Source organism: [Phormidium] sp. LEGE 05292 (genome assembly GCF_015207735.1).
Lineage (GTDB): Bacteria > Cyanobacteriota > Cyanobacteriia > Cyanobacteriales > Aerosakkonemataceae > Floridanema.
This window is the reverse complement of the sequence record NZ_JADEWG010000040.1, coordinates 17583-33260: the sequence shown is the minus strand read 5'-3', so window position 1 is coordinate 33260 and position 15678 is coordinate 17583. Positions and strand designations below refer to the sequence as shown.

15 protein-coding genes are annotated in these 15678 nt (G+C 39.9%); 12 read left to right on the top strand and 3 right to left on the bottom strand.

The features are described 5' to 3' along the window. Positions 1-2: 2 nt before the first annotated feature. Positions 3-923 (bottom strand): ribokinase, encoded by a 921-nt coding sequence (gene rbsK / locus IQ264_RS13565; protein ID WP_193981316.1) that lies wholly within the window; start codon positions 921-923, stop codon positions 3-5. Positions 924-939: 16 nt separating this feature from the next. Here rbsK and IQ264_RS13560 point away from each other — a divergent pair, with 16 nt between their 5' ends. The 11 genes from IQ264_RS13560 to IQ264_RS13510 all read left to right on the top strand — a co-directional run bounded on the left by IQ264_RS13560 (position 940) and on the right by IQ264_RS13510 (position 9998). Next, positions 940-1479 (top strand): nucleoside 2-deoxyribosyltransferase, encoded by a 540-nt coding sequence (locus IQ264_RS13560; protein ID WP_193981315.1) that lies wholly within the window; start codon positions 940-942, stop codon positions 1477-1479. 11 nt (positions 1480-1490) lie between these two features. After that, positions 1491-2480, top strand: a complete 990-nt coding sequence (locus tag IQ264_RS13555; RefSeq protein WP_193981314.1) for a nucleoside hydrolase — start codon at positions 1491-1493, stop codon at positions 2478-2480. Between the two features lie 254 nt (positions 2481-2734). After that, on the top strand, positions 2735-3148 hold the full coding sequence (locus IQ264_RS13550; protein ID WP_193981313.1) for a gamma-glutamylcyclotransferase: 414 nt from the start codon (positions 2735-2737) through the stop codon (positions 3146-3148). 35 nt (positions 3149-3183) lie between these two features. Further along, entirely contained in the window at positions 3184-4437 is a 1254-nt protein-coding gene (locus IQ264_RS13545) for a Zn-dependent hydrolase (RefSeq protein ID WP_193981312.1), read from the top strand. Between the two features lie 74 nt (positions 4438-4511). After that, positions 4512-5672, top strand: coding sequence for an FAD-dependent urate hydroxylase HpxO (gene hpxO / locus IQ264_RS13540; protein ID WP_193981311.1), 1161 nt, complete (start codon positions 4512-4514; stop codon positions 5670-5672). Between the two features lie 43 nt (positions 5673-5715). Then, a complete protein-coding gene (uraH, locus tag IQ264_RS13535; protein ID WP_193981310.1) occupies positions 5716-6075 on the top strand; it encodes a hydroxyisourate hydrolase in 360 nt (119 codons plus the stop codon). 233 nt (positions 6076-6308) lie between these two features. Next, positions 6309-8348 carry a DUF4365 domain-containing protein gene (locus IQ264_RS13530; protein ID WP_193981309.1) on the top strand — a complete coding sequence of 680 codons (2040 nt, stop codon included), beginning with the start codon at positions 6309-6311 and terminating at the stop codon, positions 8346-8348. Between the two features lie 168 nt (positions 8349-8516). After that, on the top strand, positions 8517-8726 hold the full coding sequence (locus IQ264_RS13525; RefSeq protein ID WP_193981308.1) for a type II toxin-antitoxin system HicB family antitoxin: 210 nt from the start codon (positions 8517-8519) through the stop codon (positions 8724-8726). Beyond that, entirely contained in the window at positions 8719-8946 is a 228-nt protein-coding gene (locus IQ264_RS13520; protein ID WP_193981307.1) for a type II toxin-antitoxin system HicA family toxin, read from the top strand. The genes IQ264_RS13525 and IQ264_RS13520 overlap by 8 nt, the downstream gene beginning before the upstream one ends. A gap of 222 nt (positions 8947-9168) precedes the next feature. Continuing rightward, complete coding sequence (locus IQ264_RS13515) at positions 9169-9696, top strand: hypothetical protein (protein WP_193981306.1); 528 nt, start codon at positions 9169-9171, stop codon at positions 9694-9696. A gap of 20 nt (positions 9697-9716) precedes the next feature. Further along, the gene (locus tag IQ264_RS13510) at positions 9717-9998 is read left to right on the top strand and encodes a hypothetical protein (RefSeq protein ID WP_193981305.1); all 282 of its coding nucleotides are present in this window, start codon (positions 9717-9719) and stop codon (positions 9996-9998) included. Between the two features lie 77 nt (positions 9999-10075). Here the strand turns inward: IQ264_RS13510 and ilvD are convergent, their stop codons facing one another. Next, positions 10076-11749: a dihydroxy-acid dehydratase gene (ilvD, locus tag IQ264_RS13505; protein WP_193981304.1), complete on the bottom strand. Its 1674-nt coding sequence runs from the start codon at positions 11747-11749 to the stop codon at positions 10076-10078. A 394-nt stretch (positions 11750-12143) separates the two neighbouring features. Here ilvD and IQ264_RS13500 point away from each other — a divergent pair, with 394 nt between their 5' ends. Next, entirely contained in the window at positions 12144-12980 is an 837-nt protein-coding gene (locus IQ264_RS13500) for a pentapeptide repeat-containing protein (RefSeq protein ID WP_193981303.1), read from the top strand. Positions 12981-13197: 217 nt separating this feature from the next. Here the strand turns inward: IQ264_RS13500 and sir are convergent, their stop codons facing one another. Beyond that, complete coding sequence (sir, locus tag IQ264_RS13495) at positions 13198-15228, bottom strand: sulfite reductase, ferredoxin dependent (protein WP_193981302.1); 2031 nt, start codon at positions 15226-15228, stop codon at positions 13198-13200. Between the last annotated feature and the right edge of the window lie 450 nt (positions 15229-15678).

Below are 15678 nucleotides of genomic sequence, written 5' to 3'. Positions count from 1 at the left end.
TTTTAAGGGTTTGTTGCTAAGAAAGTATCAAAAGTTTGTTTGTTTGGTAAAGAGGGTTGTGCTCCTTTTTTAGTTGTGGCTAAAGCGCCTGCTGCTGCACCCCATTTAATCGCTTCTCGTAACGATAGACCACTATCAAAAGCTGCTGCCATCGCTGCATTGAAAGCATCGCCAGCGGCTACAGTATCGATCGCATTTACTTTAAAAGCTGGTAGGATAAAACTTTCGGTAGTGGTGGCACAAAAAACTCCTTTACTTCCTAGTTTTAAGACGACAGTTTTTACGCCTTTACTGATAAAAAATTCTGCGGCTTTTGTCATTGTTTCTTGATTAGTAATCTCAAATCCTACTAATCGACTCGCTTCTGTTTCATTAGGTGTGATTAAATCAGTTAAAGAGTAGAGCTCATCAGGTAGTTTTTCCGGCGCTGGTGCGGGGTCGAGAATTACTTTTACTTTGGCTTTTTTTGCGGCTTCTGCGGCGGCGATAATTGCTGGAATGGGAACTTCTAATTGTAATAATAAAACGCTGGCATTAGGTAATAATTTTTCTAATCTTTCGACATCTGTATGGTTAACTTTTCCATTGGCACCAGGAATTACTATGATGGTGTTTTCGCTGCGATCGTCAACGGCAATTACTGCCACACCAGAACTTGTTGTATCATCAATTAAAATTGAGTCAGTTTGCACACCTGCAACTTTTAAAGATATCAGTAATTCTTGCCCAAAACTATCATTACCAACACGCCCGATCGTGTAACTAGTTCTGCCTAAAAGTGCGGCACCAACTGCTTGATTTGCGCCTTTACCTCCGGGCGCTGTAAAAAAATCCAGACCCAGGAGAGTTTCCCCGGCTACTGGTAAACGAGGTGTCCGGGTGACGAGATCCATGTTGATGCTGCCGAAGACAATTATACTCATATTTTGGAGCTTAATTATGCGAATTTACCTTGCTGGGCCTGATGTATTTTTACCCGATCCAATGAAAGCTGCTAATGCGAAAAAAGAGATTTGTCAGAAGTACGGTTTTATCGGGATGTTTCCTTTCGATAATAATCTAAATTTAACCCATTTGTCTCCTAAAGAGGCGGGTATTACGATTTATAAAAGTAACATTCAACTTATGGATAGTTGCGATTTAATTGTTGCTAATATGACTCCGTTCCGGGGGTCAAGTATGGATGTGGGGACGGCTTTTGAAATGGGTTATATGACGGCGCAAGGAAAGCCTGTTTTTGGTTACACTAATGATGGTCGTTTGTTTGCTGACAGGATTCCGCAAATTTCTGCTGATTTGGATAATTGGGGAATGGCGATCGAGCATTTTGATATGGTAGATAATTTAATGTTGGAAGCTGCGATTATTGTCAACGGGGGAGAGTTGAGAAGTGAGCAAATAGTACCAGGGAATTATTACACGGAATTAAAGGTTTTTGAAGAAGTAGTAAAAGTCGCTGCCAAAAAGTTGCTTGCTTAAAGGTTAATATAATGACTCAAAAATCTAAACCTAAAATTATTCTCGATACCGATCCCGGTGGGGATGATTCTATTGCTTTGCTTTGGTTATTGAGTTTAGTAAAGCAGGGATTTGCGGAACTAGTTGCTGTTACTACGGTTGATGGAAATGTTCATGCAAGATACACTTTTCTTGGTGCTAGCAAACTTCTAAAATTAGCAGGTTTTCCATCAATAGAAGTTGGCAAAGGTGTAATTGGGGGATCGGAAAGCGATCTAGAAGATGCAGGAGGGATTCATGGTGCTGATGGGATGGGAAATCTTTCTCATACTTTGCCGGAAATTGATGTTAGTTATCAAGATGCGGCTTATTCTGATGATATTTTAATTGATAAATTGCAGGCTGAACCAGGGGAGATTGTTGTTGTTGCGATCGCACCCCTAACCAACTTAGCATCTGCTGAAAAAAAATGTCCAGGTATCCTGAAAAAAGCTAAGGAAATTATCATTATGGGAGGTGCTTTTAAAGTTCCAGGAAATATTAGACCAGAAGCAGAATTTAATATTGCTTATGATGTGGAAGCTGCCGCGACAGTTTTCGCTAGTCGAGATGATATTGTCGTTATCCCACTTGATGTGACTAAAAAGCTAATTTTTAGTAATGAAATGGCTAAACAAATCAGTCAAATTAACCCAGAAAGTAAAATTTCTAAGTTTATTGTTTCTCTGTGCGAATTTATGACTAAAACTGCCCTTGCTTTTCGAGAAACTCAAGGTAAACAAGGGTTTTTGGTGCATGATGCTGCGACTTTAGCTTATTTGTTTTATCCTGAAACTTTGTTGTTTCGTCGCGCTGAGGTGATGATTGAAACTAAGGGGGAATGGACTAAAGGAAAAACTTTGTTTGATAGTCGGAATAAGACGAAATTTGGTGCTAATGCTTGGGTAGCAATGGAAGTTGATAGTGTTAATCTTTTGGCGGTGATGATTGAAGATTTAAAAATACTTATCTGTGATATTTGATTTATAAGAGGGTTTTTTTATGAACCGCAGAGACGCAGAGAACGCAGAGAGAAGAGAACAGAGAAATTTAATAAGAAAATGTCTCTAAAAAACTCTTCATTTCTTCCTTTGTACCCTCTGCGTCTCTGCGGTTTATTATAAAAAGTATCATAAATTACAAAAATTATTAAACTAAATTTGTATATAGCAAGTAAACTTAGAATTATTGGGGATTGAGAACAAGTTTTTGTAAATTGTAGCTTTCACCTAAAAAAATGATTCAAACTAACAGCGACGGGAAAATAATTTTTATTTGTGGGTCTGCTTTAAGAGGGCAACCAGATCATAAAAACTTACAAAATGCTAAATTTATTAAATCTGCAAAAACTCAAGCTTTATATCGCTTACACGCAGCAGAAAATGGTTGGCATCCTGCAATTTACCGAGTAGAGACAGGAGGAATTAGTATTCCTGGTGAAGTTTATGAAATGACACAAAAGGAATATGAATATCTGTTAGCTAATGAACCACCAAATATGTATCCTGGGGATGTAATTTTAGAAGATGGCGAAACTTTAACCGCTATGCTTTATCCGCAAGAATTAGTAGAAAGATACAATTGGCCTGATATTTCTCATTATGGTGGTTGGGCAGCATATAAACAAGATAATCAGAAAGTAAAACCGTAAAAAATATCATTTTTTGCTTTTAGGAGGCAACAACAATGATGATAGCTTCCACTTTATCTGTTAATAGCGATCGATTTAACGAAAGTATAGAAAAATTGGCAGAAATTGGTCAAATTGCTGATGGTGGAGTAACGCGAATTGCCTTCAGTCAAGAAGATATTGCCGCACGAAATTTAGTGCATAATTGGATGATTGAAGCGGGGATGAATGTTCGCATTGATGCAGCGGGAAATATTATTGGTCGTTATGAAGGAAAACAACCAAAAATTCCGGCATTAGCAACAGGTTCTCACATCGATACTGTACCTAATGGAGGTCGTTATGATGGCAATTTAGGCGTGTTAGCGGGAATCGAAATAGTGAGAACATTTAATGAGAATAATATCAGACTACAACACCCAATTGAAGTAATTGTTTTCACTGACGAAGAGAGTACAATGATTGGTAGTAAAGCAATGTCGGGAACAGCTAAAAATGATGCTGAACTTTACCGACTTGCTGATGGTACACCAATAGAAGAAAGTTTAGCAAAAATTGGGGGAAATTGGGCGGAAATTGGGACGGCAAAACGCGATCGCACACAAATAGCCGCTTACATAGAATTGCACGTCGAACAAGGGGGAATTTTAGACAATCTCAACAAACAAATTGGAGTAGTTGAAGGCGTTGTCGGCGCATATCGTGGAATAATTACTGTTACCGGAAAAACCAATCATGCTGGAACTACCCCCATGGAAATGCGCCAAGATGCTTTAGTAGCAGCCTCGCAAATAGTTCTAGCAGTCAACGATTTAGGCAAAACAATGCCAGGAAAACAAGTAGCAACAGTTGGTAAATTTAACGTATTTCCTAACGCTACAAACATTGTACCAGGACAGGTAGAAATGAGCATTGATGTGCGGGATTTATCCGCAGATAATGTAAAAAATCTGATTGCCAAATTAGAACAACAATTAATAGAAATTGCCGCTAACACCCAAACTAAAATTACCTTAAAACCTTACTTATGGGTAGATCCAACCTTATCAGCTAGTGAGATTGTAAAGGCGATCGCAAACACCTGCAATCAACTAGGATTATCCCATTATAGTTTACCCAGTCGTGCCGGACACGATGCCCAAGAAATAGGACGTTTCACCGACATGGGAATGATATTTGTTCCTAGCATTGAAGGAATTAGTCACTCCCCCAAAGAATACACCACACCCGAACAATGTACCCAAGGAACAAACGTATTACTACAAACATTTATACAATTAGATCAACATTATTCAAAAACTAATAAATAAATCTCTTCTCTTCCTTCGTGTCCTTCGTGTCTAATTCGCTATCGCTCATCGCTGCGCTAACGTGGTTCAAAAAAATGTACAACTTAAAAATCATAATCATTGGCGCTGGTATCGGCGGACTAACAACAGGAATAGCCCTAACAAAAGCTGGCTACCAAGTCGAAATATACGACAGAGTGAAAGAACTACGCCCCGCAGGTGCAGGAATTTCCCTCTGGTCAAACGGCGTAAAAGTTCTCAACAAATTAGGACTTGGTGATAGAATGGCTGCCATTGGCGGACAAATGGATCGGATGCAATATCGCAATTACAAAGATGAATTACTCAACGATATTAGCCTGCAACCATTAATAGCACAAGTCGGACAACGCCCTTATCCAGTCGCCCGAACAGACTTACAACAAATGCTATTAGAAGCATTTCCTGGAACGGTTAAATTAGGTAGTAAATGTGTAGGATTTGAAGATTTTGTTGATAGCGTTACCGCAATTTTTGAAGACGGAAATACAGCAACAGGAGACTTATTAATTGCTGCTGATGGCGTGCGTTCTACCCTGCGTCCTTACATTTTAGGAACAGAAATCGAACCTCGTTATGCTGGATATGTTAACTGGAATGGATTAGTAAAAGCGAGTGAAGATTTAGCACCAAAAAACACTTGGATGATTTACGTTGGCGAACACAAACGCGCCTCAATGATGCCAGTGGGTGGCGATCGCTTTTACTTCTTTTTCGATGTACCATTACCAAAGGGTACATCTACCCCACCAGAAGCAAGACAACAGGAATTAGCTAATTTTTTTCAAGGTTGGCCTCAACCTGTGCAAAACTTAATTAAACAGGTTAATCCCTTAGAAACTAATCGTTTAGAAATCCATGATATCGGCCCAATAGATACTTTTGTACGTGGTCGAGTCGCCTTACTTGGCGATGCTGCCCATACTACCACACCCGACTTAGGACAGGGAGGTTGTCAAGCGATGGAAGATGCAGAAGTCTTAACTCGCTATCTTTTAACAACAAATATCAGCGTGGAAGATGCGCTAAAAAGATACGAAAAAGAACGTAAAGAACGTGCTAATGCTATTGTTTTAAAAGCCCGAAAACGTGCCGATCAAATTCACGGTAAAGACCCAGAAATTACTGAGCAATGGTATCAACAATTACGGCAAGAAAGTCCTTTTGATGTGACTAATGCGATCGGCAAAATTATTTTAGGAGGGCCGTTGCGTTAATCTGGTTTTTTACCACAGATATCCACAGATAAACATAAATAATATGGCAGGAAAATTAACTACTCATGTTTTAGATACTGCCCAAGGTTGTCCGGCGCAAGATTTGGCGATCGAACTTTGGTCAATTATACCTGAAACTAATGAAAGAATCCTCCTAAAAACCACTCGTACCAATCAAGATGGACGTACAGATTCACCTTTAATTGATGGCGAACTTCAGCAAGGAATTTACGAACTAGTCTTTCACGTTGGTGAATATTTCAATCAACACTTAAAAGACTTACCACAACCTCTATTTTTAGATACAATTCCCATTCGTTTTGGCATTGCAAATCCTCAAGCACATTATCATGTTCCTCTTCTAACTTCACCTTGGTCGTACAGCACATATCGAGGAAGTTAATCTAAACTTAATTGCGTTGCTCCTGCGATCGTCAATGCTGTTGTAAATGCTACCGGAATTAGACTCACTCAAGCAATTACCAATAACACCCGAAAGATTATGGCAAGCGACACAGGCGCAAACATATTAAGACTCATAAAAGTGAATATTTGTTTACACGAACAAAGGTAGTGCAAGCTAAAATAGCTACATTATATTGCTACCTATAACTTCTCTCACTAATTGGTTAAAATATGACTGACATACACAATCCACTTCCTAAAGCAGATCGCTATTCTCAATCACAAAGACGAAGTATTCTGAGTTTTCAGAAAGTTTTACCAGCCGAGCTATTTGTCTTTCGAGATGAACGAGTTGATGATGCTGGTGTAGATGGATCTCTTGAAATTCTGATTGATGGGTGCTACACCAATATGCGTGCCCAAGTCCAGCTTAAAAGTTCTCAAAAGAAGAATGCAAAACAAGATGGAATTGTTATGCTTGCTGGAATCGAGACAAGCAATTTCAACTATTTACTAAACGGTCAGCTTGGCCTATACGTTTTGTATGTTGAAGAAACAGATGAGCTATTTTATGTATGGGCTGCTGATGAAAATCGTCGTCGTATTAAGATGGATTCCGATTGGAAGAGTAAGAAAGAAATTTCTATTCCTCTTCAAGAACTTAACGAACTCGCGATTTATAGTATATATGAAAGAATTCGCCGAGAAGCTGAATTACGCCGCGAAATATTGGAAGCTTTAGCCCATGCCCCTACAAATGACAATATATCAGTTTCAATCAATCCAGAAAGTCTTAAAAGCAATAATTCTGTTGAAATTGAGAAGGTTTTAGGTTCTTCTGGTATGACTTTAGTAGCAGCAGGATATTCTAATTTAGTTATTGAAAAACTAAATTTAGTTAGTCAGAAAGCATCTGTTGAACCAAGATTCAAGCTGATAAGTGCTTATGCGAATTATTCTACTGGTCGGTATCAACTTGCTTTAGGTGCTGTTGCTGATGCAATGATTTCTAATGAATTAAAAACAGAAGATCGACGATTTGCAGAAAAAATCCATTTAGCTTGTCAAACAAATCTTGGAATGATTACAAGCGAACAATATTTTCAAGAGATGGAAGCTAAAGCCACAGATGATGAGCTGCTAGATGCAGAAATTAAATTACATAAACTAATAGACAGATTTCGTTCTCAAATGGAACGAGATGAAGAAGTTTTGTATCAAATTAAAGAACTCAAAAGAAAAATTATTACTTCTGCAAATTCACCATATAATTTAAAGCTAGGAGTAAGGGTCAAATATCTTGAAATAATAGGTTTTGATGCTATAAGAGAAATTTTATCGGAAATATTTAAGGCTAACGCCAGAAAAGATAGTCGAATTATTGTGCCATTAATCGATCAGATTTATGATTGTAAAAAGGCTTTTAATCGATTTGAAGAATACTACGAAGAAGCCACAAGCCTTATTCAGGATGCTATTAATATTGGTCATCCGATATTTTTGGCTGATGCCCTTTCAACAAAAGGTTTTATAAGCCTAATGGTGCTTATTTCCAAAATAGCCTTTATGGAGTTTGAAGGATCATACATTGACCAATCTACCATTCAAAAGGACACGCTTTTGATTCTTGATTGCTGTGAAAAAGCTCAAAAAATATATAAACAAGCCAATATGATAGAAGGAGAAGTTCGTATTCAATTGATAATGGCTCAAGCATTTGAGGTTATGGGTCAGATAGAGTCAGCTAGGAATCTTGCTCAAGGCGTTTTTGGCAAGGCTAAGTTTCTGGGATACAAGCGACACATAGAAACTGCTAATGAAATTTGCTCGGGAAAAAGCTTTTTTTCTAAGCATATTCAGAACTTGCGCGAGATGCTGCGTCAGAAAAAGTCTGATAAATACGATCCATCAGCTTTGGAAACCGAAGAAGATATACAACATTCTGCAAATTTCCTGATGGCAACTTACAAAATCCCGGAAGATCGTAGAAAATATGTGGTAAAAGATTTACTCTGCATTCGTGATAATACTAGAGAAAAAAATCACTGGTGTCGGCATATAGAAATACAACAAGATTTAACACATTCTTCTTCACCAACAACACTTTACGCTGAAGACCCGAATAGAAGAGTCGTTTGTTCAAAGTTTGATTGTTTTGTGGATAAACTATCTCCAGAATGGATTGATTTGATTAAAGAGTTCAAAGAAATCAACTGCTCTAACTGCCTTGATAGAGAGCCAGCTAAGGTTACAACAGACCGAGAAAGCTAAAAACTGAAATTTAGCTTACTGTAGCGGTTATAAATTTAAGATCGCTCTAGCCCTCCCCCCAACAACAAACAAAATCATTTCCACAGATGGATCGATCGCAATAAAAACTGCTAAAACTAGTTACACTACAAGAACCAATAAAATCAAGTAATTTTAGGATAAAACACGATGAAAACTCGTAACTTTACAGTCATTGTCTACAAAGAAGAGGATACATACATAGCCGAATGTCCAGAAGTTGGCACAGTTGATCAAGGCGAAACTATTGAACAAGCAGTTGCCGGACTCAAAGAAGCAACACGCCTCTATCTTGAAGAATTTCCTTTACCTGAAACCTCTCCCAGATATATAACTAACATCGAGGTTAGCTATGCCTAAATTGCCACGAATCTCAAGTAGAGAGGCAATTCGCGCACTAGAGCGTTTAGGATTCGAGCAAGTTCGTCAAACTGGTAGTCATATTGTAATGAAAAAGGCAACCCAGGAAGGGACTATTGGCTGTGTTGTCCCTTTGCATCAAGAATTAAAGGTTGGTACATTGAGCGGCATTCTTAAGCAAGCACAAGTTACAGTTGAAGAGTTTATTGAGAATTTGTGAGTTCTTACTTTTGCTGATTTCTGGATAATATGATTTCCACAGATGGAGCGATCGCCCTCCCCCCCAACAACAAACAAAATCATTTCCACAGATCGATCGCACAATCAACAAATTTCCTCCTATAAACCTAATAATTTTCTAAAAACTAGGATAATCGCTCAAAGACTAGCGTATATTAAATAACAACCAAATTATTCTTTAAAGATATCAAAGACAGCAAACATGGCAAAGTTTCATCTTTTTCTAACTAGTCTTTCCCTGTTCTCTCTCACAACTCTCTCTGGTAGCAGTTTTGCTCAAATTAAGCCCTTTAATCAGCAGACCTTGCAGGCGCAAGAGACTACAACAACCACAACAGCTACTTGTCCTTTAGATCCGAGTATTGCTGTCACTTTCTTACGCTCCGAGTGTCGGGAAGTTCAACTCCAAGAACCTAGAACTTACTACCGCTACTACAGCAACGATGGTAATAAATTTGGTCGATATCTCACCACCAATCGCTACGAAAAAAATGTAGATGTAATCAGGAATTTAGCCTTAAAACAAGAGTGGGGAAACCAAGCAACGATTATGTTAAAGGTTACTGTACCCGCAGGAACTAAGGTGTATGAAGGTATAGTTGCGCCCCAAGATCCGCAATCTTGTTATCCTGGTGGTGGTCAGCAGACTTTTATTAAAGATTCAAAAGATCCGAATATAAAATGGTCTGAAGGTACGCCAATGCAAGTTGAACAATTTAAATGTCCTTAAACAGTTTCTAGACAAATCAAATGGAAGCGAAAAAACAAGAATTTTTGCAGCTAATCGATCGCGCGATCGCCCTAAGTGAGAAAATGCAAGGTACTACCTCGAATAGTACAGAAAAATTAAACACATTGGTGAGCGAATTACAAAGAATCAAAGCCAATGTTATGAGCGATCGACTTCAGCCCTCGGAAGGAACCCTAACCTTGGGATTAGCCCGTGCAGTAGCTGATTGGGTAGAACCTTTGAACTCACCTTTGTTAGATGCTGTTGGCGCAATAGAGCTTTATTATCAGCAACAATTCTAGGTTTAGTAATCATTTGTCATTGGTCATTAGTCATTGGTCATTTGTTTAACCAATGACTAATGACAGATGACTAATTACTAACAAGTAACCGCGCCAATACTACTAGAAGAAACTAACTTGGCATATTTATACAAAACACCAGTTGTATAACGTGGTTCTGGGGGTTGCCATTCTGCACGACGACGGGCTAATTCTTCATCAGAAACGTGCAATTGTAACAACCTAGCATGAGCATCTATGGTAATAGTATCGCCCTCTTGAACGAGAGCGATCGCACCACCCACAGCTGCCTCTGGTGCAACGTGACCTACCACCATGCCGTAAGTCCCACCAGAAAATCTGCCATCAGTAATTAACCCAACAGAATCACCTAATCCAGCCCCAATAATAGCCGAAGTTGGTGCTAACATTTCCCGCATTCCCGGCCCACCTTTCGGCCCTTCATAACGGATAATAATTACATCTCCAGCTTTAATTTGATTCCCTAGAATTGCCTGTAAACACAACTCTTCTGACTCAAATACTCTGGCAGGGCCAGTAATTTGTGGATTCTTAATTCCGGTAATTTTTGCCACCGCACCTTCAGTCGCCAAATTACCTTTTAAAATTGCCAAATGTCCTTGAGCATACATCGGATTATTCCAAGGACGAATTACATCTTGATTAGCTGGTGGTTCATCAGGAATATCTTTTAAAACTTCGGCAATAGTTTGACCTGTAATTGTTACACAATCTTCGTGTAATAGATCGTGTACCAACAGCATTTTCATTACTTGGGGAATGCCGCCTGCTCTGTGCAAATCAGTTGCCACATATCTACCCGATGGTTTCAAATCGCAAAGAACCGGAACTCTAGCGCGGATAGTTTCAAAATCATCCAAAGTTAACTCTACACCAGCAGCGCGAGCGATCGCCAAAAAATGCAACACCGCATTCGTCGAACCACCCACCGCCATAATCACAGAAATCGCATTTTCGATCGACTTCCGCGTAATGATATCACGGGGTAAAATTTGCTTACGAATCGCCTCCACCAAAACATAAGCCGACTTTTCCGTACTCTCTGCCTTTTCCGCATCCTCAGCTGCCATCGTCGAAGAATAAGGCAAACTCATCCCCAACGCCTCAAAAGCAGAAGACATCGTATTTGCCGTATACATTCCCCCACAAGAACCAGCACCAGGACAAGACTTGCGTTCAACTTCAATTAATTCCGCCTCATCAATTCTGCCCGCGCTGTACTGTCCCACAGCTTCAAACGCACTCACAACAGTCAAATCCTTACCATTGTGATGACCAGGCTTAATCGTACCACCATAAACAAAAATAGCCGGAATATTTATCCGTGCGATCGCAATCATCGCCCCTGGCATATTCTTATCGCAACCACCAATAGCCAGAACACCATCCATACTCTGACCATTACACACAGTCTCAATGGAATCGGCAATCACCTCCCGCGACACCAGGGAATATTTCATCCCCTCCGTTCCCATCGAGATACCATCGCTAATGGTAATAGTGCCAAAAATTTGCGGCATTGCCCCCGCAGCACGACAGCCAGCTTCCGCTTTCAGAGCTAAATCATTAATACCCATATTGCAGGGCGTAATCGTGCTAAATCCGTTAGCAACACCGACAATAGGTTTAGTAAAATCTTGATCGCCAAAACCAACAGCACGCAACATAGCGCGGTTAGGAGTTCGCTGTACGCCTTGGGTAACAACTTGGCTTCTCAGATTATCGGGCATGGGAAATCCTTATATGCTTGATCAACTGTCATTGGTCATTAGCCATCGATCGTTAGTTATTGGTTAGCAAAATCGCAAAACAAGGGAATATTAAGAGTAGTGGCAGTACATGGGAAAATTAATCTTCCCTCTTTTAATGCCCTCTCATTCACCGACCAACAACTCATCACCTCTCATGACCAATGATGCTCGTATCTGATTGTCTCAAATGCACTGTGGTTTGGACGCACAAGATCAGGAAACTTTACCAAAATCGTCCCTTAATTGGGAATTATCTATAGGAAGAGATCTTTAATTCGGTATGCAGAGCATTTAGTTTTTGCAGAGCTTCTCCGATTCGAGAAAATTTTCTTAGGGCAAATGCTCCGCTGTTAAATTTATGAGGCAAAGAATAATGAATGCTGATGAACTGTTAGAACGATATGCTGCCAATGAGAGAGAATTTTTGGATCTCGACCTGCATGGTATATCTCTGATAGGTGTTAACTTGAGTGAAATAAACCTGCGTGGCTCAGATTTAAGCGAGGCTAATTTAACCGGAGCTTCCTTAGTCGGGGCAAATTTACGCGAAGCCAATCTTAAAGGAGCAATTCTCCGGGCTAACCTTTGCGAAGCTAATTTAATTGGTGCCAATGTCGCTGGAGCGGACTTAAGCGCCGCTAACCTTACTGGAGCTAGTTTAAGAACTGCTCAGTTAGAGGATAGCAAACTCATGGGAGCTAACTTGAGTGAAGCTAACCTGAGTGAAGCCAACTTGCGCCGCGCCAATCTCAGCGGCGCTAAATTAATTGATGCACCCATGAGTCGAGCCAACTTAATCAATGCTGTCCTCAGTGGTGCGATTTTAGAGGGAGCTAACCTAACTAATGCGATTCTCAGCGGCGCTAACCTAGAAAAAGCTAAATTGGTGCAAGCTATTCTCAACGGAGCAGTTTTAGAAAGAGTTAACTTGAGTGGAGCAGATTTAAGCCGCGCTAAAATGATTGGCTGCAATTTAGCTGGCGCAGACTTGAGCAACACTAATATGAGAAGTGTCAGCGTCAGTTGGTCAACTTTGCGTGGTGTTAATTTACAAGGAGCCAATCTTTACCGTGCTAAACTCACTTGGTCTAATATGACAGGAGCTATTTTACGGGGAGCAATCATGATTGATGCTAATATCAATCGAGCAAATCTGAAAAATGCTGAATTAGATGGCGCAATCATGCCCGATGGCAGAACTTATGAATAAACGAATGGCTATTACTAAGGGTGCATCAATCGATTTTAGATTTTAGATTTTAGATTTTAGATTGATTCCAATTCTACTCTTGCCTTCTGGAATAACTTTGTTTTTCTAAAAAAGTCAACCCCTAATACTGATTTTTTTACTCAAATCTTGCACCAAGAGGCAGAGCCTCTGTTGCTGCAAGATCTGAGTTTTAGGGATTTTTCCCCTTTAGAGCCGTTTAGGAGTCACCATTCTCCTTTAAATAGGCTTCTATGGCTTCGGTTGCTAACTGAACCAGTGGCTTACCTTGACGAGCAGCCGTTTGTTTTAGACGATCGTACACATCATCGCGGACGCTAATCCGACGGCGAATTTTGTTTGGTGTCGTACTTTGAGAGGTTGCAGTTGTTTCGGTTGATTCCACGGGCGTTAGAACTTCTGTTTTCTCCATACCAGATTTAACTAGATGACCATTGGCTAACTCTACATCAGCTGGTGCAGTCTGGTATGAGGTACTAAAGCTTCTCAGTGCTTCAAATCCTACTCGATCGCAAAAATCACCGAAGCTTTCGGGTTTTTCTTGTTCTAATTGTTCTTTGCGGAAATAAACCAATAATGGTTCTAAAGCTGTTTCTAGGTTATTAATGTTCAGCTTGTCCATGTAGGGTCGTGCTAACCGCGTTTGATGAGGATCTGCACCTAACCAAATTTGATAGGCATCCGGCCCTTGACCTACGAAGCCTATTTCTGCTAAGTATGGACGGGCGCATCCGTTGGGGCAACCTGTCATTCTGACTACGAAATGTTCTTCTTTGAGTCCGACTTTTACTAGTAATGCTCGCAGTCTTTCTAGGATACTGGGGATAATTCTTTCGGCTTCGGTAATTGCTAAACCGCAGGTGGGTAAGGCGGGACAAGCCATTGAGTAGCGAACTAGGGGATCGATTTCGGTTTCGGTTTTGATGCCGTTGCGATCGAGTATTTCCTGAATCTCTTCCTTAAATTTTCCCTCAATTTCCGCCAAAATTAAATTTTGATGCGGTGTCAAATACATGGGTAATTGATATTTCTGCACGATTTCTTTTAGTGCAGTTTTCAATTTAAAATCCCCTTCGTCTTTAACCCGCCCATTTTCAATGGAAATACCCAAAAACAGTTTACCGTCTCCCTGTTCGTGCCAGCCTAAAAAGTCTAAATATTTGAATTCTGGCAGGGGTTGAAACGGTTGTAATTTTTTGCCAAAATATCCTTCTACTGTTTGCTTAAATTTTTCTAATCCCCAATCTTCAATCAGGTATTTCATCCGTGCATGACGGCGGTTTGCGCGATCGCCATAATCTCTCTGCGTCGCTACAATTGCTTTCACTAAATCGTAAACGTCGGCTTTGTCTACATAACAAATCGGATCTGCTAATCTGGGAAATGTTTCTTCTTGATTATGTGTCCGACCTAAACCACCACCCGCAAAAACATCAAATCCAATTAATTCTCCTTGGGAGTCAGTAATAACTACTAAACTCACATCTTGGGTAAACAAATCAACTGAATTATCCCCCGGTACAGTCACAGAAATTTTGAATTTACGGGGCATAAATTTAGTCCCGTAAATTGGTTCTTGTTTGTCTTCTAAATTTGTCCCGTTAATGTTGCGTTTTCTCGCAGCTACTACTTCGGGATCTTCCTCACCAGAAATCGCTTTTTCCCCATCTAACCAAATTTCGTAGTAAGCTCCACTCTGGGGAGTTAGTAAGTCAGCGACGTTGTTGGCATATTCCCAAGCGTATTTATATTCTGGGCGATTTTTGTAAGGGGCTGGCGGTGCCATCACATTACGGTTGATGTCGCCGCAAGCGCCCAGGGTTGAACCCATGTTTTTGACGATCTCTGCGATCGCTGTTTTCAGATTTTTCTTTAAAATGCCATGTAATTGGAAACCTTGGCGAGTAGTTGCTCTGATTGTCTGGTTGCCATACTCATCTGATAAGCGATCGATCGTCAAATAAAGTTGCGGCGGAATAAATCCTCCCGGACTACGGGTACGCAGCATAAACTGGTAGTCCTTTTCCTGACCTTTCACCCGATTATCCCGATTGTCTTGCTGATAAGACCCGTGAAATTTTAAAATCTGAGTGGCGTTTTCGCTAAAAGAGTTTGTATCTTGTAAAAGTTCAGTGGCAACTGGTTCGCGCAAATAATTACTCTGTTCTTTTAAACCTTCTACTTTAGAAAGTTTCCGTGCTGTGGCTGTTGGTGTGGCAAACTGGGTCATGGAACTATTCTGAATTTGAACTTAGGACTTTCCCTCAGATTTTCTTTTCCACCCTCAAGTCTGGATGGTGAATCTCTGATTTATTAATCCCGGTAATCCGGTCGGAATTATGGATATTACCATATTTTATCACAATTAGGAGGCAAAAGTTTGTTAATATAGAAACTTTTGTTAGTTACTAATTTTCTTAACATTTACCAGACAACTACTCAGGAATAATTACCTAGAAGAATTTAGGGATTTGGCGGAATGATATTAATATTTTTTAAGTAATGTCAAAAAATCTTGCAAATTGTTACTTTATAACTTGATAATTAAACTCTAAGGACAACAAGTTCTAATTTTTTTAATGTCACAGTTTGAAAATATGACAACTGTGGAGTAGTCTGCCTGTCTTTGCGATCGCGCTGATTATTAATTAAAATCGCACCTCAGCAAAGATTTTTCCCC

What these genes read in the sequence shown, in the direction of transcription:
- rbsK (WP_193981316.1), bottom strand. Translation starts at nt 923, where the DNA reads ATGAGTATAATTGTCTTCGGCAGCATCAACATGGATCTCGTCACCCGG.
- IQ264_RS13560 (WP_193981315.1), top strand. Translation starts at nt 940, where the DNA reads ATGCGAATTTACCTTGCTGGGCCTGATGTATTTTTACCCGATCCAATG.
- IQ264_RS13555 (WP_193981314.1), top strand. Translation starts at nt 1,491, where the DNA reads ATGACTCAAAAATCTAAACCTAAAATTATTCTCGATACCGATCCCGGT.
- IQ264_RS13550 (WP_193981313.1), top strand. Translation starts at nt 2,735, where the DNA reads ATGATTCAAACTAACAGCGACGGGAAAATAATTTTTATTTGTGGGTCT.
- IQ264_RS13545 (WP_193981312.1), top strand. Translation starts at nt 3,184, where the DNA reads ATGATGATAGCTTCCACTTTATCTGTTAATAGCGATCGATTTAACGAA.
- hpxO (WP_193981311.1), top strand. Translation starts at nt 4,512, where the DNA reads ATGTACAACTTAAAAATCATAATCATTGGCGCTGGTATCGGCGGACTA.
- uraH (WP_193981310.1), top strand. Translation starts at nt 5,716, where the DNA reads ATGGCAGGAAAATTAACTACTCATGTTTTAGATACTGCCCAAGGTTGT.
- IQ264_RS13530 (WP_193981309.1), top strand. Translation starts at nt 6,309, where the DNA reads ATGACTGACATACACAATCCACTTCCTAAAGCAGATCGCTATTCTCAA.
- IQ264_RS13525 (WP_193981308.1), top strand. Translation starts at nt 8,517, where the DNA reads ATGAAAACTCGTAACTTTACAGTCATTGTCTACAAAGAAGAGGATACA.
- IQ264_RS13520 (WP_193981307.1), top strand. Translation starts at nt 8,719, where the DNA reads ATGCCTAAATTGCCACGAATCTCAAGTAGAGAGGCAATTCGCGCACTA.
- IQ264_RS13515 (WP_193981306.1), top strand. Translation starts at nt 9,169, where the DNA reads ATGGCAAAGTTTCATCTTTTTCTAACTAGTCTTTCCCTGTTCTCTCTC.
- IQ264_RS13510 (WP_193981305.1), top strand. Translation starts at nt 9,717, where the DNA reads ATGGAAGCGAAAAAACAAGAATTTTTGCAGCTAATCGATCGCGCGATC.
- ilvD (WP_193981304.1), bottom strand. Translation starts at nt 11,749, where the DNA reads ATGCCCGATAATCTGAGAAGCCAAGTTGTTACCCAAGGCGTACAGCGA.
- IQ264_RS13500 (WP_193981303.1), top strand. Translation starts at nt 12,144, where the DNA reads ATGAATGCTGATGAACTGTTAGAACGATATGCTGCCAATGAGAGAGAA.
- sir (WP_193981302.1), bottom strand. Translation starts at nt 15,228, where the DNA reads ATGACCCAGTTTGCCACACCAACAGCCACAGCACGGAAACTTTCTAAA.